We start from the raw sequence: 20,378 nt of genomic DNA, 5'->3' as shown, positions 1-20,378 counted from the left end.
GGGCGGCCATGTTTACCGGTATCATACAGGATGTGGGTGAAGTGCTGGCGGTGCAGCAGGCGGGTGACCGCACGCTGACCATTGCCACCAAATTGCCGCTGGTTGATCTCGATCTCGGTGCTTCCGTCGCCTGTAACGGCATTTGCCTGACCGTCGTGGAAAAGCAGGCGGCGGCCTTTATGGTCCAGCTTTCAGCCGAAACGCTTGGTAAAACCACGGCGGGCGGGTGGCGGCAAGGCACGAAGGTTAATCTTGAGCGTTCCCTGCGCGCGGGGGACGAGCTTGGCGGTCACCTTGTACAAGGCCATGTGGACGGTACCGGCACAATCAAAAGCCGTACGCCGGAGGGGGATTCACTGCGTTTTGTAATTGCCGTTCCTTCCAGCCTTTCCAGATACATAGCGCCAAAAGGTGCAGTAACGCTTGATGGTGTATCGCTTACCATAAATGATGTGCTAGAAACGGGGCCGGAAGCCGCTTTTGGCGTCAACATCATACCCCATACACGGCAATGGACGAATTTCGGCACTCTGCAGCCCGGCAACGGCGTGAACATAGAAGTGGACATGATGGCCCGGTATCTGGGCCGTCTGCTGGACGCCCAGACGGCCGGGCAGCGCTGAGCGTTATGGGCGATATCGGCAAGGCTATTTCATCGCCCGAAGAGATCATCGAAGAGGCGCGTCAGGGCAGGATGTTTATCCTCGCCGACGACGAAGACCGCGAAAACGAAGGCGATCTTGTCATTCCCGCGCAATTCGCGACCCCTGAGGCGATCAATTTCATGGCGCGCCACGGGCGCGGGCTGATTTGCCTCGCGCTCGAAGGCAAGAAGGTCGAGCAGCTCGGCTTGCATATGATGAGCGCGCATAATCGCACGCGTCACCAGACCGCTTTTACGGTTTCGATCGAGGCGCGCGAAGGCATCACGACCGGCATATCGGCTGCCGACCGCGCCCACACAATTCAGACCGCGATCGCCGCAGGCGCAGGCGCACAGGATATTGTGACCCCCGGCCATATATTCCCCGTGATGGCGCGCGAAGGCGGCGTGCTTGTGCGCGCCGGCCATACCGAAGCGGCGGTGGATCTTGCGCGTGCGGCAGGGCTTAATGCTGCCGGCGTGATCTGCGAGATCATGAATGAAGACGGCACGATGGCGCGGCTGCCCGATCTTGTTAGCTTTGCGCAAAAACACGGCATGAAGGTCGGGACCATCGCCGATCTGATCGCCTATCGCCGCCGTACCGAAACGGTGGTGGAGCGTAAGCTGACATCCGCGCTGAATAGTGCCGATGGCGGCGAATTTACCATGCATGTCTATGTGAACAAGGTGGCTTATGCCGAACATGTCGCGCTGGTGAAGGGCGATTTGACGGCGGGCGATACACCGCCGCTTGTGCGCATGCATGCGCTAAGCGTGCTTGACGATGTGCTGGGCGACAAGGCGCAGGGCCGCAACGGCGAATTGCAGGCTGCGATGCGTATGGTGGCCGAAGCGGGCAGGGGCGTTGTCGTGCTGTTGCGCGAACCCATGCCAACGAGCCTTTCCACCCGCATAGAGCAGCGCAAGGAGGGTGATGCGGGCCTGCCGCGCGCGCTGCGCGATTACGGCGTGGGCGCACAGATATTGCTCGATCTCGGTGTGCGCGACATGATCCTGCTTTCCAACGCGCCCAAGAACGTGGTCGGGCTTGAAGCCTATGGGCTCAAGATCGTGGCCCAGCAACCTATCAGGCGGAGCAAATAACATGCTGACCGAAAAGAAACCGCCGCGCAGTTTCAATTTTGAACAAAAACCCCATGTGCTGATTGTCGAGGCGCGTTTCTACGACGATATCGCCAACATGTTGCTGCAGGGCGTGACAACCGTGCTGGAAACCAACGGTGCAACGTATGAAAAGATCACCGTGCCCGGCTCGCTCGAAATTCCGGCGGCTATCGTCTATGCGCTCAAGTCGCTTGATTTCGACGCCATGCGCCGCCGCTTCGATGGCTATGTTGCGCTCGGCTGCGTTCTGAAGGGCGGCACCATGCATGACCAGATTGTCGGCACCGAAAGCGCGCGTGGCCTTCAGGAGCTGGCGATGCGCTATGCGCTTGCCATCGGCAACGGCATTCTAACCTGCAACACGCGCGAACAGGCCGTTGAGCGCGCGGACCCCGCGGGCATGAATCGCGGCGCCGAGGCGGCCGAAGCCTGCCTTGCGATGATCGAGCTGAAGGGGCATTTCCGCCTGACCAACGCGAAGCGGCGCTGGGTGCCGGGCCGCGCATGACCGTGCAAACGCCAGCAACCAACCCTGCCGCACCGGGCGGCAAGGCAGGCGGACAAAGCGCAGCACGGCGTAGCGCCCGCATTGTGGCCGCGCAAACGCTTTACCGGCTCGAACTGGGTCCGGAAAAGATCGATGACGCGCTCAAGACCGTTCTGACCCGTACCGATGTGGCGGTTGATCCTGTCGAACCGCCGGAAGGTGAATTGGTGAAACCCGATAATGTGCTTGTCGCGGATATCGTGCGCGGCGCGGCGGCGGAGCGGGAAAAAATCGACGCGCTGATCGCGGGCGCGCTCGATGCCGGCTGGCCGTTGCAGCGGCTTGAAGCGATTTTGCGTGCCATTCTGCGCGCCGGGGTGTTCGAACTGCTGAACAACCCCAAAACCGCCCCCGGGTTGATCATCACCGATTATGTCGATGTCACCCACGCTTTTTGCGAAGGCAAGGAGCCGGGCATGGTGAATGCCGTGCTGGACAAGGTTGCCAGGGCGCTGAAATAGACCCCGTGGCAACACCCTGAATACTAAGCCGTTTGCCGTTAGCACTCCGTAAACCATAACCGCGTACCATATGGGGTTATGAAACGCTTTTCCGCCCTAGCTTTATGTATAGCGCTTGCCTTTGGCTGGCTGGTGCTGGGCACGCATGCGGCGCTGGCGGAAGACCATGCCGCCGAAAGTTCTGGCGACAACGGGCATGGCGAAAAAAAGAAAAGCGGCGGCGTCGGCGGGCTGCTTAATTCCGGGCCTACTTATATTAACGTCGGCCCGCTGCTCTTTCCTGTCATCACCGATGAAGGGCCGAAGCAGATCGTAAGCATGATTGTCGCGATACAGGTGAAGGATCTTGCCACTTCCGACAAGGTGCGTGAAAAGCTGCCGCGCCTGATCGATGCCTTTACGCGTTCGATCTACGGCCATCTCGATGCCAGCAAGCTGCACGGCGAGATGGTCGATCTCGATTTCGTCAAGGACCGTATCATCAAGGCGGCCGAAGAGATCATGGGCCGCGGCATCATCGACGATGTGCTGATCCAGGCCGTGGCGCAACGGCCGGTTTAACCATATTTCTTCATAAAACTTATGCCGGGCGCTGCCCGGCATATGAACTTATGGTAAATATCCGAATACCGGGAAGCTTGTAGTGGCGCGGCGTTACATGATAGTGTCCGCGCGTTTTTCGGATAAAAAATTTGGCTGACGGAATGTCTGTAAGATTTAAATTACATGTAGCACGTAAAGAAATTGGATGGATGTTCCGCGAAGCCGCCAAAGCCGCTGTTCGCTGGGTTACTGCGCAGACAGTGATGACCTTCAAGGAAACCCCCGTCATCGGAAGGCTTCGGCTTGGCGAACCGGGCGAGGATGATCGCCGGTTATTCGGCAACCTGTATTTCACCGAACGGCCGGGCGACGAGGCTGCGCGGGTTGCGCCTGCGGTAGCCAGTGAAACGGGCCTGCGGAATGCTGCGTGGAACTTGGTAACCGACCGTCTTGTCCATGTGACGGGTTTTTCTATCGGCGCTTTTCTTGCCTGGTCGTCTATGCCGCTGCTCGGGTGGGCGTTGGCAACCATTGCAGCGGTGCAGGCCATGCGTCTGCTTTGGACGGCGGGGAACCTTGCTTTTGGCACAGTGAACCGCGATCTGCGCGCGGTTCATCGCGCCGAAATCGAGGATTCCGCAAGATGGGCGCTTAAAAACCCCAAAGGTCCGCTGCTTTTTGAAAGATATGGTCAGAAACTTGGCACAACATCGGGTTTTGCTATTGGTGCCGGTGTCACCGCCTTGGCCGGGGTCAAGCTTGGCGTTGGGCATGGCCTGTTCCAGGTTGCAGCCGGGCTTGTGACCGGCAACGGGCTACTGGCCACAGGTATTGCTGCATCCCCGCTCTTTATGCCGGCGCTGCTTGGTGCGGCGGGCATTATGCTGGCTGGTGCAGCGGTGTATGGCTACACGCATTCATTCCTGAGCGAGAAGGGCGGTTTTTCGCAAGCGCACGGGCTTGCCGTGCTTGGTAGCGTAGCGCTTGCGATTGCCGGTTTTGCCTTGCTGCCAATGCTGCCTGTGGCGCCGGTCGCATGGATGATGACGGCTGCGGCAACCTTTGCTGGTGCGTATGGCGGAGCCCTGACCGTCGGGCTGTTAGGCAAAGCAGTTGGCAGGCATGTCGAATGGCGTGTGAGATCGACGCCTTCCCACAATATCAGCCCGGTTCCTTTTACTATTTGATTTGGCTGTCAGAAACCCAAGTTTAGCCCGAAAAACGGTAGTGGGTCCGTTTGGAAATTATGTTACGGGAGGCCCGTCATAATCCACAGGCGGCTTAACTTTTGGCCACCACAGGGCCACTTCCTCACAGGAATTACCGATGTCTTTAAGACGCCGACTGCTGCCCTTAACCGGGTAAGCCTCGCCTCCAAAGACATCAATGGCAATGCACAGCTTGGGGTCAGGTTGCCCCAAATGCTTGAGGTGCTTTTCGATGAATTGAAGCGCCAACAAAGCTGCAACTTCGGCTTTGTTCTTTTTGCTCTTGGGTGAGGAGTCCGACTTGTTGAACATAAAAATCACTCCGCCGACTCTTTTGGTTCCCGAACTGTCGGTACGAGAAGCAATTAAGTCCAAAGCGATGGATAGTTTGACGCCTTCGATTTCGAGTTGCAGCACGCGACCGGGTGCAGACCGAAAAACCAGCTTGCTAACGCCAAGTTTATTGTATGCCCGTTGGAAAGCTACGATAGCTTCCTTTGACAGACGGCAATCATTCTTTATCCAGCTTGTTGCCCCTGCTGACTCCTCACGCCTGTCGAGGCCAATGATAGCCTCACTCAAAACGTGGTGGGAACGAGTGTCGTCCGATAAATGTTTTATTAAGGCTTCTCTGGCAGCGTCATATCGGGCGACCACTGCTGTCTTCGGAAACTTGGCGTCGCGAATAATTCCTTTCCGGCGTGTCGAGGTTGCCGTAAGATATTCCGCTACCTGATTTGCCGAGAGGCGTGGGTTCGGATGATACTTATATTTCTTTGAAGAGGTTCCCATGGAAGATGTTTTCCTTTCCACTCAGCTAGATGACAAGCGCATGGTTTGTATCTCGCCTTTGTCGTCTCAGACCTATCGCGAGGTCTGCGGTCACGGACTCGGTGGTGACCACGGGTACTTCATTTATGAAGTAGATTTGCACAACCCACAAGCCGGAATAGACGTAATTGGCAAAGCGGCATCTGCCGAAGCTGCCATAAGATTGTATGACCTTATCGTTGCTCAAAATCATCAATAACCTTAACAACATCTTCCATTGACCACAGGGTTTTGCTGACCCCCGCCGCCATCGCTGGCGTGCAACGTAGCGTCTGGTGAATACGCACGAAGTTATAGTGCATGAAGTAAATCGCCATCGCGTAATAGTGGTTTTCCATTTTTTTGCTAAAGGCGTTTGTCAAGCGCGTGAAGCGGCGCAGGCCCATTCGCATACTTAGGTTGCTGCGCTCAACAAAGCTGGTGTTTATGTGGTTCTGATCGGGCTTGCCTCTTATTACCTCCTTGTGCGTACCAACACACTCTGATTTGCTATAACGCTGGTGGCCTTCACCGCTGTTACCGTAAATTTTCACAAGCTGCGCGAAATCCACTTCTTTGCCGAAAGCATTTTCCACAGCTTCGATATACGCCTTATGGCCGTCACTAGTGATCTGTGTGCGGCCAGCCAGACGTTCTTTCAAATCCTGCATAAAAATGTTTGCGCTATTGGCGCTGCGATCACCCATGAAAAAGGAAGGAACCAGCTTGGTTTCAGCGTCAATCGCAGTCCAAGTCCAAACATCGCCAGCCATGCCCTCTTTATCATCAGGAACGTTCTTAGCTTTCGCGTAAACAAAACTCCAAATTTCATCGACCTGAACTTTCTTACACGGCAGATTACGGAACGCTTGGTTTTGATATTCAGCGCACGCTTGGCCAGCATCAACGAGCAGACGCGCCACGGTGTTCTTGCCCACACCAAGCAAACGGCAGATTGAGCGAATGGACATACCTTCGACCATCATGCCGAGGATTTGAGCGCGTTTCTGTGGGGGCAGCTTGTTCATACGGACCATTATGCTTGAGCGTATAGGCATTGTCAATATTGCAGGCAACTTGCCACTTTTGCCATTGATTTTTGGAATGAAGCCGGAATAGAATGGCAACCGGCTCAGGCGCGATGCCTGAGTCGGAAGCCAATTTTACTTGGAGTTTCAGATGTTTAGAAGCTAAGCCCTAACCCGACCCGCCCTGAGGCTTTTGGAAGGGCGCTTGAGCGGTAATCGGTATGGGCCAATGGGGAGCCGAAAGGCTCCTTCCCTAGCAGGGATATAGAATCATAAAACCGAGGTTTTTGCAATGAAAAACGAGCAATCGCATGTTGGCGATCAGGTGATTTCTTTGGCCGATTTAAAGGCCAAACGAAAAGAACTTGAAGACGCCATTTTTGAAATTGATGAGGCTATAGATGCCTTTGAAAACATCTTAGAATGCGGCTATTTCGCTGGTCGTAACAGCTTGATTTTGTCTGCTGGTTTGGCACCTAAAAATGCAAACCAAACGTCCAATATTGTGCCTACGAATATACAAAATGACTATGAAAACCTTAGCATATACGAAGCTGCCGTTAAGGTTTTATCTAAGGAAAATCAGCCACTTACCACAAACGAACTTGTAGATAAAATAGTGGCTGGCGGTAAAAAGGTTGAGGGCAAGGATACCCGCGTCATCGTAGCCACAACCTTGTACAAGTCGGTTCGTAAGAAGAAGAACTGCAAGATTGCCTTGGCTGGAAAGGGGCTTTGGACGATAGCCCCCTAAGTCTTATGCCAACGCTTCCGGGCTGCTGCCGAAGCTATTTCATGCTTCCTTTGAGCCGTTAACTTAATATCTCTGGCTCTACCGCCCTTCTTTCCGCCCAGCTTGCCTAGGGCAACGGCGGCTGGGTTTTTACCGTCCTCAACGCTATCGGACTGTTGTCCGGTGGCTATGTCACCGATCAACTTGGCGAGAGCTATGGGGTCTCTGGGGCGCTTGATGCGTGTTTTGGCCATGCTGTATTATGGCAGGGATTTGTGCGGCGTCTAGCGGCTCGGCCCGTCAAACGGACCCACTACCCGAAAAACCAGCCCCTTGCATGCCTTGGCATATTTAGGCATTCTCGCTGCCGACCTCGCGCGGGCCTGTCAATCATGCCTGCCGGATGAATAATATCAAGGAGTAAGCAATGGATTTAGCGTTCCAGATCGTTTTCGGCTGCGGTGTGCTGGCACTGCTCTATGGCCTTGTCACCGCCAAGCAGATTCTTTCTGCCGATGCGGGCACCGCGCGGATGCAGGAAATCGCCGCCGCCATTCAGGAAGGCGCGAAGGCCTACCTGAACCGTCAGTACACAACCATCGCCATTGTCGGTGTGGCCGTGTGTATCGTGCTCGGCTATTTCCTCGGCAAGCATGTGGCGATCGGCTTCATCATCGGTTCCGTGCTTTCGGGTATAGCCGGTTATGTGGGCATGAACGTTTCTGTGCGCGCCAACGTGCGCACGGCCGCCGCGGCGCAAAAGGGCCTTCAGGCCGCGCTCGGTATTTCGTTTAAGGCAGGCGCGATCACCGGCCTTCTGGTTGTCGGCCTCGGTATTCTTGGCGTCGCCGGTTATTATTTTGCGCTCAAGAACTGCACCTGGCTCGGCGCGACCGAACTGCGGCAGGTCATTGAAGCGCTGGTTGCGCTCAGCTTCGGCGCATCGCTGATCTCGATCTTCGCGCGCCTCGGCGGCGGCATCTTCACCAAGGGCGCCGATGTGGGCGCCGATCTTGTGGGTAAGGTCGAAGCCGGTATCCCGGAAGATGACCCCCGCAACCCCGCCGTGATTGCCGATAACGTGGGCGATAACGTGGGCGATTGCGCCGGCATGGCCGCCGACCTGTTCGAAACCTATGCGGTGACGATGGTCGCAACCATGCTGCTGGCCGCTACCTTCTTCAGCGGCGCCGCGCAGGACCAGCTTATGATGTACCCGCTGCTGATCGGCGCGGTCTGCATCTTTGCTTCCGTGGTTGGTACCTTCTTCGTGCGCCTCGGCGCTTCGAAGAACATTATGGGTGCACTGTATAAGGGGCTTATTGTCACCGGCATCGCATCGGGCGCGCTTATCTATGGCGTGACCGACAAGCTGCTGGGCATGGATGCGGTATTCAAGACCGCTTCCGGCCTTTCCATCACCAGCCAGAACCTGATCGAATGTTCGCTCATCGGGCTGGTCGTGACGGCGCTGATGGTGTGGATCACCGAATACTACACCTCGACAGCTTTCCGCCCCGTAAAGAGCGTGGCGGCAGCTTCGGCCAACGGCCACGGCACCAACATCATCCAGGGCCTTGCGGTCTCGATGGAATCGACCACCCTTCCGGTCATCGTGATTTCCATCGGCATCATCGCCGCGTTTTCGTCGGCTGGCCTGTTCGGGATCGGCATCGCCGCGACCACCATGCTGGCGCTTGCCGGTATGATCGTCGCGCTCGACGCCTACGGCCCGGTCACGGATAACGCCGGCGGTATCGCCGAAATGTCGAACATGCCGAAGGACATCCGCGTCACGACCGACGCGCTCGATGCCGTTGGCAACACCACCAAGGCCGTGACGAAGGGCTACGCCATCGCCTCGGCCGGCCTCGCGGCGCTTGTGCTGTTCGCGGCCTATATCGAGGATCTGAAGCATTATTTCCCCGATGTGAAGGTGTCGTTCGATCTGCAGAACCCGTATGTGGTCGTTGGTCTTTTTATCGGCGGTGCTCTGCCTTACCTGTTCGGTGCGATGGGCATGACGGCCGTGGGCCGCGCTGCCGGCACGGTGGTGCAGGAAGTCCGTCGCCAGTTCAAGGAGATCAAGGGCATCATGGAAGGCAAGGCCAAGCCGGAATACGGCGTGGCGGTCGATATGCTGACCCGTGCGGCGATCAAGGAAATGATCGTTCCTTCGCTTTTGCCCGTGGCTGCGCCCATCGTGGTGTATTTTGCGGTCAACGCGGTCGCGGGGCAGGCGCAAGCCTTCACCGCGCTTGGCGCCATGCTGCTGGGCACGATCGTGACCGGCCTGTTCGTTGCTATCTCGATGACCTCGGGCGGCGGCGCGTGGGATAATGCCAAAAAGTACATCGAAGAAGGCAACCATGGCGGCAAGGGCTCGGAAGCCCACAAGGCCGCCGTGACCGGCGATACCGTTGGTGACCCCTACAAGGACACCGCCGGCCCCGCCGTGAACCCGATGATCAAGATCATCAACATCGTCGCCATCCTGCTGCTGGCTGTGCTGGCATCATAAAGTACGGTTAACGGCAATGAATAAAACCCCCGCCGGGCAACCGGCGGGGGTTTTTCTTTTGCCCCGGTTTGTCATATAAGCATGGCATGAACGCACCCGAAGCCCCCACCGCCGCCGTCCTTATTATCGGCAACGAAATCCTGTCCGGCAGGACGCAGGATCTGAACCTCAATTACATCGCCAGGGGGCTGACCAAATGCGGCATACGCTTGCTGGAAACGCGGGTGGTGCCCGATGTGACCGAAGCGATCGTGGAGGCTGTGAACACGCTGCGCGCGAACCATACTTATTTGTTTACAACCGGCGGCATCGGCGCGACGCATGATGATATCACCATGGCTTCGGTTTCCGCCGCCTTCGGCGTGAAACTTACCGAGCAACCGGAAGCGCGCAAGCGTATCGAAAAGCATTATGCCGAACGCATTACCCCCGCGCGGCTGCGCATGGCGCTGATGCCTGAAGGCGCGGAGCTGATCGACAACCCCATCAGCGGCGCCCCGAGCTGCAGGGTGGGCAATGTTTTTGTGCTGGCGGGTATTCCCGGCATTATGCAATCGATGTTCGATAGCATCGTCGTTGGCTTGCGGCATGGCCCCGCGATTAAATCCATGACCATTCATTCGCTCGTGGCCGAAAGCACGATTGCCGATGAAATGACCGAGATTGTGCTGCGCCACCCTGCGGTGGAAATCGGTTCCTATCCATGGTTCAAGGGCGGCAGCTTCGGCACCGCGCTTGTGGCGCGCGGAACGGATGAAGGCGCGATTAAACTGGCGGCGGAAGAATTGCTGGCGCTGGTGCGCAAGCAGGATACCGAAGCTACTCTTGCGGCGGGCTGAAGCTGTCGTCGTTGTTGTAGCGAAGTTCCTGTTCCAGCGCATCTTCGATATTACGGCCGGCCCTGTCATCGCCCTCGCTTTCCTGCGCGGGCGGGGAAATGGCACCGTGGCGGCTTTCCGCCGCCGTATCGAACGGGCCGAACGCCTTATAAATCCAGCCCAGCAGCGCGAACACCGCAAGCCATATAGCTATGTTGCGCAGCATGCGGCCCTGGTTCATGGCCACCACGCCGGGCAGAATAAACAGCGCCATAGCAACCGCTGCAAGCATGCTGAGCCAAAGACCGGCCTTTTCCATCATTATCCCCAGGAAGGTTGCATCAGAGGCTTTGTATTTACCCTACATGGCCAAAATAAGACAATAATATTGTGCCATGTAACCAACCGGCGTTCCGGCGCGTATAACTGAATACAGGGCAAGGGAAAAACCGCATGGAAACATTATATCTGGCTCAGCTCGCGTTGCTCGAAGGGATCGGGCTTGTTATCTCGCCCTGTATTCTGCCGGTGTTGCCTATCGTGCTGGCTTCCTCGCTCGATGGCGGGAAGGCGCGACCGCTCGGCATCATTGCTGGCTTTATTCTATCCTTTACGTTGTTCGCGCTGCTGGCGCGGCAATTGTTCGCGTTCTTTGAGATTGATGGCGCGGTGGTGCGTGATGTCGCGCTCGCGCTGCTTGTCGGGTTTGGGCTGATGCTGTTTTCGGAAAAACTTTCCGGGAAACTTATGGCGGCCACGCAAGGGCTCGCGAATTTCGGGCAAAATTTCGGGTCGCGCTGGCAAGGCGGCAACGGCTTCTGGAGCGGTGTCGGCATTGGCAGCCTGATCGGCCTTGTCTGGACGCCTTGTGCGGGGCCGATCTTGGCCGTTGCGGTCGTGCAGATTATTCAGGCGCAAACCGATCTGGCGGCCGTTCTGACCATTGCCATGTTCGCGCTCGGCGCGGGCATACCGATGCTGCTCATAGCCTTGATGGGGAGAAAAGCGATGAACCACATGAACTTCTTCAAAAAACACGCCGCCGCACTGCGGCGCGGCCTCGGCGTTATTATCATCGCCATGGCGGCGCTGATCTGGTCGGGTGCCGATGTCGCGCTGCTGGCCGCCACCGGCAACGGCGAAGCGCCGCAAACGGAAAGCACGCCAACCTTGCAGCATGCGCTGCCGCGCAGCTATCCCGCGCCTGAAATCGGCGGGATCGAAAGCTGGGTTAATTCAGACCCGCTGCGGCTGGCCGATTTGCGCGGCAAGGTCGTGCTGATCGATTTCTGGACCTATTCCTGCATCAATTGCATTCGCACGATGCCCCACATCACCAAATGGCATGAGAAATACCATGACAAGGGCCTCGTGATCATCGGCGTGCATACGCCGGAATTTGCGTTCGAAAAGAAGCTGGATAACGTCAGGAACGCAACCGAGAAATACGGAATTCAATATCCTGTCGCGCTCGATAACAATTTTGTGACCTGGCGCAATTTCAGCAACCGCTACTGGCCCGCACACTATCTGATCGATCAGGATGGCAGGGTGGTTTACCAGCATTTCGGCGAAGGCCAGTATGACGTGACCGAAAACAACATCCGCGCGCTGCTTGGCCTTGGGGCCGAGCGGGCGGAGGCGCCCGTGGGCGGCAATGACGGCGCGCGCGGGTCGTTCCTGCAATCACCGGAAACCTATCTTGGTCACCTGCGGACCGAGCATTTTGCAAGCCCGGAGGGTGTGAAGCGCGATGCTGCATCGCAGTACGGTTTTCCGTCTTTTCTTGGTCTGAATGGCTGGGCGCTTGAAGGCGCGTGGCGATTTACGCCGGAACATATCGTTGCGGAAAAGGAAGGATCAGCGCTCAGGTTTAATTTTTATGCCCGCAAGGTATTCCTTGTGATGGGAAATACGGACGGCAAGCCGGTCAATGTGCGCGTTCTGCTGAACGGCAAGCCTGTTGGCGATGCGGCAGGAAAAGATGCGCCGGGCGGCATTGTGGCGGTGGATAACGAATCTTTGTATGAGCTTGTTGATCTCGGTAAGGCAGGCAACGGTCTGCTCGAATTACAGGCGGATGCGCCGGGTCTGCAGGCCTATGCCTTCACCTTCGGTGGCTGAACAGGCTGGCAGTAGGGGATACTTCTTGCGGGCGCGCGCGTTTTGTGTATGAAATAATGCATGCAAACAAGTCCTTCGGAACAAAACCTTAACCTCGGCGTCATTGGCAACTCGGCCATCGCCGCCCTGATCGATCAAAAGGCCAACATCGTCTGGGGCTGTTTCCCCCGTTTCGATTCCGATCCGGCCTTTTGCTCGTTGATCATGGGGTCGGATGCCCATAAATACGGATTTTTCTCCATTGAACTTGTCGATCAGGTTCGTTCCGAGCAACAGTATCTGCGTAACACCGCCATTCTTGAAACCGTGCTGTATGACAAGCATGGCGGCGCCGTGAAGATCACGGATTTCGCGCCGCGCTATCGCCATTATGGGCGCATCTTTCATCCAAGCATGCTGGTGCGGCGCCTGGAATGTATCAGCGGCATGCCGCGGATAACCGTACGGCTAAGGCCCGCCGTCAACAAAGGCGCCGGGGCCGCTGACAGGGTTCTTGGCAGCAATCACATTCGCTTTGCTACAGGCGAACAGACCTTGCGCCTGACCGCGGGCGGCTACGCAAACCTGATCCATCAGGAAACGCCGTTTGTGTTGCAGGGAGAACTGACGCTCATCCTGGGACCGGATGAACCGTTACAGGATTCGCCGGCACGCGTTAGCAAAAAATTCCTTGATGAAACCCTTTATTATTGGCGCGATTGGGTCCGCAACCTTGCTCTGCCGTTTGAATGGCAGGATGTGGTGGTGCGCGCCGCCATTACGCTTAAACTATGCAGCTATGAAGAAACCGGCGGTGTGGTGGCGGCGCTTACCACGTCGATTCCGGAATATGCGGGCACCTCGCGCAACTGGGATTACCGGTTCTGCTGGTTGCGTGATGCCTTTTTCGTTGTGCAGACGTTGAACCGGCTTAGCGCGATCAAGACCATGGAAAGCTATATCGGCTATGTGAAAAATATTGTGGTGATGGCGCAAGGCCAGTTGCTGCAACCGCTCTACGGCCTTTGCTATGAGAACGATGTGCCGGAAAATATTATCGGGCATCTGCGCGGCTACCGGGATAACGGTCCGGTACGCTTCGGTAACCAAGCTTTCCACCAGACGCAGAACGATTCATACGGCAGCATCATCCTTGCGCTGGTGCAAAGCTTTTTCGACGAAAGGCTTGATCACGCGGACGATCACCAGCTCTTTACCTTGCTTGAAGGGCTTGGCGATCATGCTGCGGCGCTGTGGGACAAGCCGGATGCCGGGTTGTGGGAGTACCGCAACAGCGCGGCCGTTCACACCTATTCGGCGGCGATGTGCTGGGCGGCATGTGACCGTCTTGGCAAGATTGCGCAGCAGTTGAACAGGCCTGAAGATGCGAAGAAATGGGTGGCTATTGCGGTGCCAATTCAGGAACAGATCCTCGAGCGTGCTTGGAACCCGGTGCGCCAGACTTTCACATCGACTTTCGGCGGTGATGACCTGGACGCCAGCCTTCTGTTGTTGCCGGAAATCGGCCTGTTGCCCTGGTATGACGAACGTTTCCTGAAAACCCTATCCGTTGTTGAGCAACAGCTAAGGCACGGGCATGTTCTGTTCCGTTATAGACATGCCGACGATTTTGGCACGCCAGAAACATCTTTCACGATATGCAGCTTGTGGTATGCGCAGGCGTTGCATAATGTGGGCCGCGCCGAAGAAGCGCGCGATGTCTTTACCCACATACTGGAGCGCCGTAACCATCTCGGGTTGTTGTCCGAAGGTTGCCACCCGGATACCGGGGAATTATGGGGCAATTTCCCCCAGACCTATTCCATGGTGGGCTTGATCCAGACCGCGCTCAGGCTCTCGCGGTCATGGGAAGCGGTTCTTTAATACAAAATTCTAGCGCGTTTTCCAGTTACCTGCCGCATCCTGGTAGCGCGCTCCCGCGGGCAGATTGTTGATGATCTGCTCCGCCGCCAGCTTGGCGACAATATTGGCCGGCTGGCCATTTTCCCGCGATATCCGGGCATATTCCTGCTGGCGCTTGGTGTTGACTTCTGCCACCAGCGCATTCACCTCGGGCGAAGGCTGCAACGCAGTCACATAGCCGTCCAGCTTTTCGCCAACCAGCCCGGCGCCGCGCGCCTGCTGCAGATCAAGCGCAAAGGCGGGAAGCGCCGCGAGCGTCAAAGCGAGTGTAAGGGCGGCAAATAAGCGGGGTTTCATCATGGCCTCCGTTAGAAGATATCTTTGTTCTTGCTGATAGCCTGCTTCACGTCCTTTTCAATCTCGATTTTGACGCGCTGTTCGATGTTCACGTTCAGGTTGATTTCGATCGGTTTGTCGGGCGCCTGCACCTGTACGGTCGGTGTGCAGGCGGCAAGCACAATAAAGGCCAAGACGGGCAGGAGAGAGAGGCTAAGGGTTCGCATTTTCTTCCTGTCGCAAGAGTTTTTCGGGGTCCGTGAGTAGCAGGATATTTTGCTGCACGAAGTCTAGCACATCGCCGGTCAAATGCACGTTCAATTTTACCGGACGGCCTTGCTGCACATCCGGGTTGTTGCCTTCCAGCGCCATGCGAACGGATATGCGGTTATCGCGGCCGCTGCTGGTCTCGAACGACAAAAGCGTGTAGTGCAGATTTTGTAAAATATCGCGCACCAGCGCGACCTGCTGATTATCGCCGGGGATGGCGTCCGGCGCCATTGCGATCGTGCCCGGCCCCTCCGCCTCCAGTTTGCCTTTTTCAACCGTCACGTTCCCATCGGGATGGATCGTAACCGGGATCGTGCCGGAAACGGCGCCGGTTGCGGTGGCTTTCTCGCCCGTCAAGGTTTGCATAAACATTCCGATCGGCACCTGATGAACATCCAGCTTGATCTTAATCGCCCGCGTTATCCCGAGTGGTACGACAACATTTTGCACCGACAATTCCCCACCTTGCCACGGCATCTTGGCGCGGGTGAGGACGAATTGTGACTTTTCCTTGTTATTCAGCGCGTAATCGAGCGTGAAGGCGGCGGCATGGCTGCCGTCCGCGCTGCCAAACGCGCCGCTCAGCACAACCTGCTCTTCCTTGGCTGTGATCGTGCCGCTGCCGTTCAAGGGCGGCATCTGCAGATCGGCGCTATCAATCGCCACATCCTGTATCTTCCATGTTCCGTTCCATTGCCCGGCCTGTTCATCCAGCGCGGTTTCAATGCCGGCATCACCCGAAGATACGCTTATGCCCGGCATGCCGAAATGCAGACCGTTCGCGCGGTAAGTCAGGGAAGGCGCGGGCGCTTTTTGCCATGCGATGTTAAGCGGAACATCCATCTGCCACGGCCTGCCCGCGATATGGATCGTGCTGTCCGCTAACGCCGCACGATCAAGCGGTATGGCGGCAAGCGCATCCGCGGTTACCGGGATCGTGGTTTTGGCCCCATCGCTTGCCGGCTGTTTTTCCAGCCATTCCTGCAGCCCGGGAACCACCCAACTATCGCTTTTCTGTTCGACCGCAAACGAAAGGTTTGCAAGGTTCAGGCTGCCAAGGCGCCCCGCCACAAGGTCGGGCAGCGCAAAACCTATCGTCACGTTACCAAGCGTCAGCGGCGGATTTCCGCCGAGTGAAATATTCTCAAGCTTGATGCCGCGAAGGCCAAGCCCGGCCACCGTCAGCTCCGCATTCGTAAAGCCCTGTGCCGCAAGCATGCCTTTCAGGCGTGTTTCGATCAGCGTTTTCCAGGGTGCCAGGGCGGCAGCGGCCACAATTACCGCAAGCAGGGTAAGCAAAACGGCCAGAAACTTGGTTTTGTTCGGGTGCATAGCCAGTGGAGCGGCCTTCCGGGCTGGTTTAAAAGATCTGCTACCTTACTCCCAATAACCGGGCATTTTGGCAAGAATAAGATTTGCGGCGTTTCTTATGCCGCGTGCTGCGTCGCAGCCTTGAAGGCGCGGACCTCGTCGTAGCGGGGGATGAAGGCATAAAGACGCAACATGGCCCATAGCGGCACGGGTGCGCCGAACTTCTGCCGCAGGAACCCAAGTGCCTTGCGCAGCCGCAAGGTCATCTTGCGTCTGTGCGCTTCCGCAATCAGGATGTTCCAGTCGATGGAAGCTCGGTCATGCTGCAATATATGCCAGGCATCCGCGACCCATCGCATGGGGTGCAGCGGGTTCCAGCGATAGCCATGCAGGCACACATGCAACAAGTGATCGGTTGCACTCAGCGTGCCGATCTCGATGCCTTCTATCGCGATGCTTTGCGCCCGCGCCCATTGCGTGTCGTCATTCTGCACCGGGCGGTCCTCGATCAGGCGCCAATGAAGGTCCACGCATAGCTCGGCCGGGTTTTCGAAGGTCGCACCGTGCATGTTTTCGATGAAATTGTCCGGCAGCGGCAGGCTGGGCCTCCATCCAAGGCGCAGCATGGCTTTGATTGCATCGCCTACCTGTTCGGGGCGCACGAGCAGGTCGCAATCGCTCATATGGCGAACGAACGGATCGGGGTAATACAGCCGGGAAAGCGCCAACCCTTTAAGCAACAGCGGACGAACCCCGGCGGCGGCATAAGCTTCGCAAAGTTGCGCGACTGCGCGGGAAAGCATCTGATTGCAATACCAGCTGCGCCGCGCCACCCCTTTCAGCAAAGGCATTTCCTTCCCGTCATAGCCTGCCTGATGCAAATTCCGGTACAAAAGCGGCATCTGGCGGAAAAGCGCTTCATCAATGACATCGAGCGTGCGCCCGTTTTGCCACTCCTGCCACGCCGCTACGGCTTGCGGCGCGGGGAACAGGCAGGCCTTCAGGAACGTGATTTGTTCAGGGTTTGGCGTGCATCCGCCGCTTATTGGCGCGATCTTCAGCATGCTTTTGTAGCGGCGCGGCGGCGATCAAGCGCCGTCTTGAGGACGCCAAGATATTCCTGCCTGCGGTTTTTCATGGTCAGCGACATATTCTCGCCGTGCAATCTGCGGCGGGCTATGATTTCCGGCACGCCGACATGGATGATGCCGGCTTCCTGCGCGCGCGCGAACCAGTCGATGAATTCGCCAAGTTTGAACCCGTTATGGAATAAACCCGCTCTTTTGAAAACATTGCGGTGCGCCAGCATAACGCTGCCGCTCACGCCGCTCAGCACCTTACCGTGCCCCGCCAGCGTGGCTTTGCGTTCGGGTGCAAGTTCAGGGCTGTGGAACTGTTCGATCAGGCCGAAGGCAATTTCCGCGCCCGGTGCGGTGCGCAATGCCTCAACCTGCTTTTCCAGCTTGTGCGGCAGCCATACGTCATCCGAATCGAGAAAAGATATCCATTCATGCTGCGCGAGACTGATGCCCGTGTTGCGCGCCGCACCAAGCCCTTCGTTTACCGGTTTATGATGGGCCTTCACATCGCTGTAGCGGGCAAGAATCTCGCGCGTGTTATCGGTCGAACAATCGTTGACAACAATAATCTCGTGCGGCTGCAATGTTTGCGCATGCACGCTTTCGATCGCTTCGCCAAGATAGCGAGCCTGATTGTAGCTCGGGATAACGACGCTTATGGAAGGCTGGCTGGGCATGCGCTACACCGCCTTCTTCGGCGCCTTGAAGGCGGGCAGGTTGCCGGCTGCGCCCGCCTTGGCGCGGCGGCGGTCAAGCGATTGCTTCAGCGTTTCCAGCATGCCCATGGCCTTAACCTCGCAGTGCCGGGTCATGTTGCCTTCATGGCGGCGGTAGATCAGCGTGGTTTCGTCGGCCATATGTACTTTCATGCCGTGTTCGCGGGCGCGCAGCCACCAATCTTGGTCTTCGCTGAAACGTTTGGTGGCATCGAAGCAACCGATCCGGTCGAAGACCTCGCGCCGCGCAATAAGCGCGCCGAGATTGACATGGTTGATGGTGTTGTCTTCCGGCAATTTATAATTGGGGTCGCGCGCGCCATCAAGCCAGACATATTTGATCTTGCCGGTTGCGATATCGATCGAAGGGTCGGCCTGCATCGCGGCGACTTGCGCCGCCAGCTTGCCTTCGGGCCAGAGATCATCGGCATCGAGAAAGGCGATCAGCTCGCCCTGCGCGCGGTCCAGCCCGGCGTTGCGCGCGGCGGCGGGGCCGCCGTTGATGTTCAGCCAGTACAGGGTTACGTCCGGCGCGATCAGATCCGGGCAAGCGGCGTGCTCTTCGTCCGATGCGTCATCGACCACAATAATCTCGAGCGGTTCATAAGCCTGCGCGCGTATGCTGGCCAGCGCTTCGCCGATATGGCGCGAAGCGTTGTAGTAGGGCACGATGACGCTGACATAGGGGCGCTGCTTCATGGTTGTCCGCTTTCCAGGAAACGGGTAATCACGGCTGGAATTTGCGCCAGATCGGTGCCGAGGTCCAGCCAGTAGCAAGGAATGCCTTGTACCAAATTGCTGATCTTCTCGAACGTCAGTTTGCTATGTCCTTCAAGGTGCAGCACCGTGGTGGGCGCTAGCGCAAACAATGCCTGCCCGGCGCCTGCAGGGTGAAGCGTGGTGGCTGCGCCGCCGGTGACGCGCGGCAGCAAGATGGCATTGATGGGGCACCCGCCGCTGGTCTGGGCGGGGAAATGGTCGTGCACGTATATCAGCGCCTTTTCGGCATCCAGCTTGCCCGGGTTACTGACCTTGGCCGCAAGGTGGGGAAACCGCGCCACATTTTCCGGCACAAGCTTTGCGGTGCTGTACGGGCCATATGCGCATGCAGGTTCGCCGGGTTGGGTCAGCACATAATCGTCGGAAACAAAACGGAGCGCACCGCCAAGGCAAGCGAGCGTGGTGGTTGATTTACCGCTGCCGCTTTTGCCCGCCAGAAGCGCGCCGCCCTTGCCCGGCAGCTCGAGCGCGCCCGCATGTACAAGTTGCAGCGCGCTGCGTTCGGTCCACCAATGGATGATGCCGCGCATCGGGAAGCTGTATTCCCAATAGGGGATCGCGGCCGGGCTGGCGGCCCAGTAAATCCCGGTTCGTGCGGCGGCGTCATACAGGTTCAGCACACCCGTGCCGGGCTGGCATACGGTATGATAATTTCTGTCGTTGAACCCTTCAATATACCCCTTTGCGAGGCAGGCTTCCGCAGGCCATGGCGGCGCGGGCAGGGCGGTGCCGGTGCTGGCGCTATCCCAGCAAAGCACGGTCAGGTCTGGCGACGTAGCGGGTTGCGCGGTTTCAATATGCGCCATCGCGCGCGGCAGCGTTTTTTTCAGCCCGTCGCCCGCAAAATGCAGACACATGGTTTGCAGGCCGAGGCGGAAATAGCGCCGCGTTTCCCCGGCCTGCTTGCATGCTTGCCCGAAGGCTTCGCGCGCTTGCACAAAATATTCGCCCCCGCAAAACGGGGCAGGGACATCGCCGCATGCCTTCATGGCAACCGGCATGGCTAGCCTTGCGCGGCGGGCTTTGTGTAGGGCCAACCCTGCTCGCTGGTTTCATGCACCGGATCGAGCAAAAGCAGCTCCTGCATATCGGTGAAAACGGAAAGTTGTGGCGGGGCGAAGGGCTGTGCGGGCGCGGCGCATGCGGGCGTGCCTTTTACTTCTTGCGCGGCAACTTCGCTTACCAGCCCTTCTGCCAGAATATTCCGGAAGAAAGCCCGCAACGCATCTTCAGTCACGCTTGCGTTGTTGCCATAGGCTTCCGCCAGCTTGCCCGTGATGGTTTGTGTATCGGCGCCATGTTGCAGCAACGACCATGCCAGCGCGCCGCATTCGTTCATTGTGTAATAGTTGCCGTTATCGAGATTGATCATGACCAGCTCGCCATCAATCGTATCGTGGACAATGCGTGCTTCGTTAATAATCAGAAACATGGAAAATGGGTTCCGTCGGTTTTGCTGCCAGTGATTTGCATATGCACG

Annotated in this window: 24 protein-coding genes; 12 read left to right on the top strand and 12 right to left on the bottom strand. The window is 57.4% G+C overall.

Going from position 1 to position 20,378, the window contains the following annotated elements; genetic code table 11:
* Positions 1–8: 8 nt before the first annotated feature.
* From GC131_00615 to GC131_00590, 6 genes are all read left to right on the top strand, one after another.
* Positions 9–623 carry a riboflavin synthase gene (locus GC131_00615; protein ID MBI1272575.1) on the top strand — a complete coding sequence of 205 codons (615 nt, stop codon included), beginning with the start codon at positions 9–11 and terminating at the stop codon, positions 621–623.
* A gap of 5 nt (positions 624–628) precedes the next feature.
* Entirely contained in the window at positions 629–1,750 is a 1,122-nt protein-coding gene (gene ribB, locus GC131_00610) for a 3,4-dihydroxy-2-butanone-4-phosphate synthase (protein MBI1272574.1), read from the top strand.
* Between the two features lies 1 nt (position 1,751).
* On the top strand, positions 1,752–2,279 hold the full coding sequence (gene ribH / locus GC131_00605) for a 6,7-dimethyl-8-ribityllumazine synthase (GenBank protein MBI1272573.1): 528 nt from the start codon (positions 1,752–1,754) through the stop codon (positions 2,277–2,279).
* Positions 2,276–2,779: a transcription antitermination factor NusB gene (gene nusB, locus GC131_00600; GenBank protein MBI1272572.1), complete on the top strand. Its 504-nt coding sequence runs from the start codon at positions 2,276–2,278 to the stop codon at positions 2,777–2,779. The genes ribH and nusB overlap by 4 nt, the downstream gene beginning before the upstream one ends.
* 78 nt (positions 2,780–2,857) lie before the next feature.
* Positions 2,858–3,340, top strand: coding sequence for a hypothetical protein (locus GC131_00595; GenBank protein MBI1272571.1), 483 nt, complete (start codon positions 2,858–2,860; stop codon positions 3,338–3,340).
* Positions 3,341–3,531: 191 nt separating this feature from the next.
* Positions 3,532–4,509 (top strand): hypothetical protein, encoded by a 978-nt coding sequence (locus GC131_00590; GenBank protein MBI1272570.1) that lies wholly within the window; start codon positions 3,532–3,534, stop codon positions 4,507–4,509.
* Between the two features lie 57 nt (positions 4,510–4,566).
* Here GC131_00590 and GC131_00585 read toward each other — a convergent pair whose 3' ends face one another.
* A complete protein-coding gene (locus GC131_00585; GenBank protein MBI1272569.1) occupies positions 4,567–5,322 on the bottom strand; it encodes a hypothetical protein in 756 nt (251 codons plus the stop codon).
* On the opposite strand from GC131_00585, the gene GC131_00580 reads away from it, so the two are divergent.
* Complete coding sequence (locus tag GC131_00580) at positions 5,321–5,560, top strand: hypothetical protein (GenBank protein ID MBI1272568.1); 240 nt, start codon at positions 5,321–5,323, stop codon at positions 5,558–5,560. The two genes, GC131_00585 and GC131_00580, sit on opposite strands and share 2 nt — an antisense overlap.
* On the opposite strand, the gene GC131_00575 is transcribed toward GC131_00580, so the two are convergent.
* Positions 5,535–6,398, bottom strand: a complete 864-nt coding sequence (locus tag GC131_00575; protein MBI1272567.1) for an IS1 family transposase — start codon at positions 6,396–6,398, stop codon at positions 5,535–5,537. The genes GC131_00580 and GC131_00575 overlap by 26 nt on opposite strands.
* A 262-nt stretch (positions 6,399–6,660) precedes the next feature.
* Here GC131_00575 and GC131_00570 point away from each other — a divergent pair, with 262 nt between their 5' ends.
* Positions 6,661–7,122, top strand: coding sequence for a hypothetical protein (locus GC131_00570; GenBank protein ID MBI1272566.1), 462 nt, complete (start codon positions 6,661–6,663; stop codon positions 7,120–7,122).
* On the opposite strand, the gene GC131_00565 is transcribed toward GC131_00570, so the two are convergent.
* On the bottom strand, positions 7,119–7,355 hold the full coding sequence (locus GC131_00565; protein ID MBI1272565.1) for an RNA-binding protein: 237 nt from the start codon (positions 7,353–7,355) through the stop codon (positions 7,119–7,121). The two genes, GC131_00570 and GC131_00565, sit on opposite strands and share 4 nt — an antisense overlap.
* Before the next feature lie 173 nt (positions 7,356–7,528).
* On the opposite strand from GC131_00565, the gene GC131_00560 reads away from it, so the two are divergent.
* Both GC131_00560 and GC131_00555 read left to right on the top strand, forming a co-directional pair.
* Complete coding sequence (locus tag GC131_00560; GenBank protein ID MBI1272564.1) at positions 7,529–9,622, top strand: sodium-translocating pyrophosphatase; 2,094 nt, start codon at positions 7,529–7,531, stop codon at positions 9,620–9,622.
* 86 nt (positions 9,623–9,708) lie between these two features.
* Positions 9,709–10,461: a competence/damage-inducible protein A gene (locus GC131_00555; GenBank protein ID MBI1272563.1), complete on the top strand. Its 753-nt coding sequence runs from the start codon at positions 9,709–9,711 to the stop codon at positions 10,459–10,461.
* Here GC131_00555 and GC131_00550 read toward each other — a convergent pair.
* Positions 10,442–10,759 (bottom strand): hypothetical protein, encoded by a 318-nt coding sequence (locus GC131_00550; GenBank protein MBI1272562.1) that lies wholly within the window; start codon positions 10,757–10,759, stop codon positions 10,442–10,444. The two genes, GC131_00555 and GC131_00550, sit on opposite strands and share 20 nt — an antisense overlap.
* Before the next feature lie 134 nt (positions 10,760–10,893).
* On the opposite strand from GC131_00550, the gene GC131_00545 reads away from it, so the two are divergent.
* Together GC131_00545 and GC131_00540 are read left to right on the top strand one after the other, a co-directional pair.
* On the top strand, positions 10,894–12,564 hold the full coding sequence (locus GC131_00545) for a redoxin domain-containing protein (protein MBI1272561.1): 1,671 nt from the start codon (positions 10,894–10,896) through the stop codon (positions 12,562–12,564).
* A gap of 60 nt (positions 12,565–12,624) precedes the next feature.
* Positions 12,625–14,427, top strand: coding sequence for a glycoside hydrolase family 15 protein (locus GC131_00540; GenBank protein MBI1272560.1), 1,803 nt, complete (start codon positions 12,625–12,627; stop codon positions 14,425–14,427).
* 9 nt (positions 14,428–14,436) lie between these two features.
* On the opposite strand, the gene GC131_00535 is transcribed toward GC131_00540, so the two are convergent.
* The 8 genes from GC131_00535 to GC131_00500 all read right to left on the bottom strand — a co-directional run bounded on the left by GC131_00535 (position 14,437) and on the right by GC131_00500 (position 20,330).
* Positions 14,437–14,766: a DUF1318 domain-containing protein gene (locus GC131_00535; protein MBI1272559.1), complete on the bottom strand. Its 330-nt coding sequence runs from the start codon at positions 14,764–14,766 to the stop codon at positions 14,437–14,439.
* Between the two features lie 8 nt (positions 14,767–14,774).
* A complete protein-coding gene (locus GC131_00530; GenBank protein MBI1272558.1) occupies positions 14,775–14,969 on the bottom strand; it encodes a YnbE family lipoprotein in 195 nt (64 codons plus the stop codon).
* The gene (locus GC131_00525; protein MBI1272557.1) at positions 14,956–16,344 is read right to left on the bottom strand and encodes a hypothetical protein; all 1,389 of its coding nucleotides are present in this window, start codon (positions 16,342–16,344) and stop codon (positions 14,956–14,958) included. The genes GC131_00530 and GC131_00525 overlap by 14 nt, the downstream gene beginning before the upstream one ends.
* Positions 16,345–16,439: 95 nt before the next feature.
* Positions 16,440–17,387 (bottom strand): hypothetical protein, encoded by a 948-nt coding sequence (locus tag GC131_00520; GenBank protein ID MBI1272556.1) that lies wholly within the window; start codon positions 17,385–17,387, stop codon positions 16,440–16,442.
* Entirely contained in the window at positions 17,381–18,079 is a 699-nt protein-coding gene (locus GC131_00515) for a glycosyltransferase (protein MBI1272555.1), read from the bottom strand. The genes GC131_00520 and GC131_00515 overlap by 7 nt, the downstream gene beginning before the upstream one ends.
* 3 nt (positions 18,080–18,082) lie before the next feature.
* A complete protein-coding gene (locus tag GC131_00510) occupies positions 18,083–18,817 on the bottom strand; it encodes a glycosyltransferase (protein ID MBI1272554.1) in 735 nt (244 codons plus the stop codon).
* Positions 18,814–19,899 carry a serine kinase gene (locus tag GC131_00505; GenBank protein ID MBI1272553.1) on the bottom strand — a complete coding sequence of 362 codons (1,086 nt, stop codon included), beginning with the start codon at positions 19,897–19,899 and terminating at the stop codon, positions 18,814–18,816. Before GC131_00505 ends, GC131_00510 begins: the two co-directional genes overlap by 4 nt.
* Before the next feature lie 2 nt (positions 19,900–19,901).
* Positions 19,902–20,330 (bottom strand): PqqD family peptide modification chaperone, encoded by a 429-nt coding sequence (locus GC131_00500; GenBank protein MBI1272552.1) that lies wholly within the window; start codon positions 20,328–20,330, stop codon positions 19,902–19,904.
* Positions 20,331–20,378: the final 48 nt, after the last annotated feature.

The organism is Alphaproteobacteria bacterium, from assembly GCA_016124955.1.
GTDB lineage: Bacteria > Pseudomonadota > Alphaproteobacteria > UBA9219 > RFNS01 > RI-461.
The sequence above is the reverse complement of the archived record's forward strand: the minus strand, read 5'-3'. Positions and strand labels throughout refer to the sequence as shown.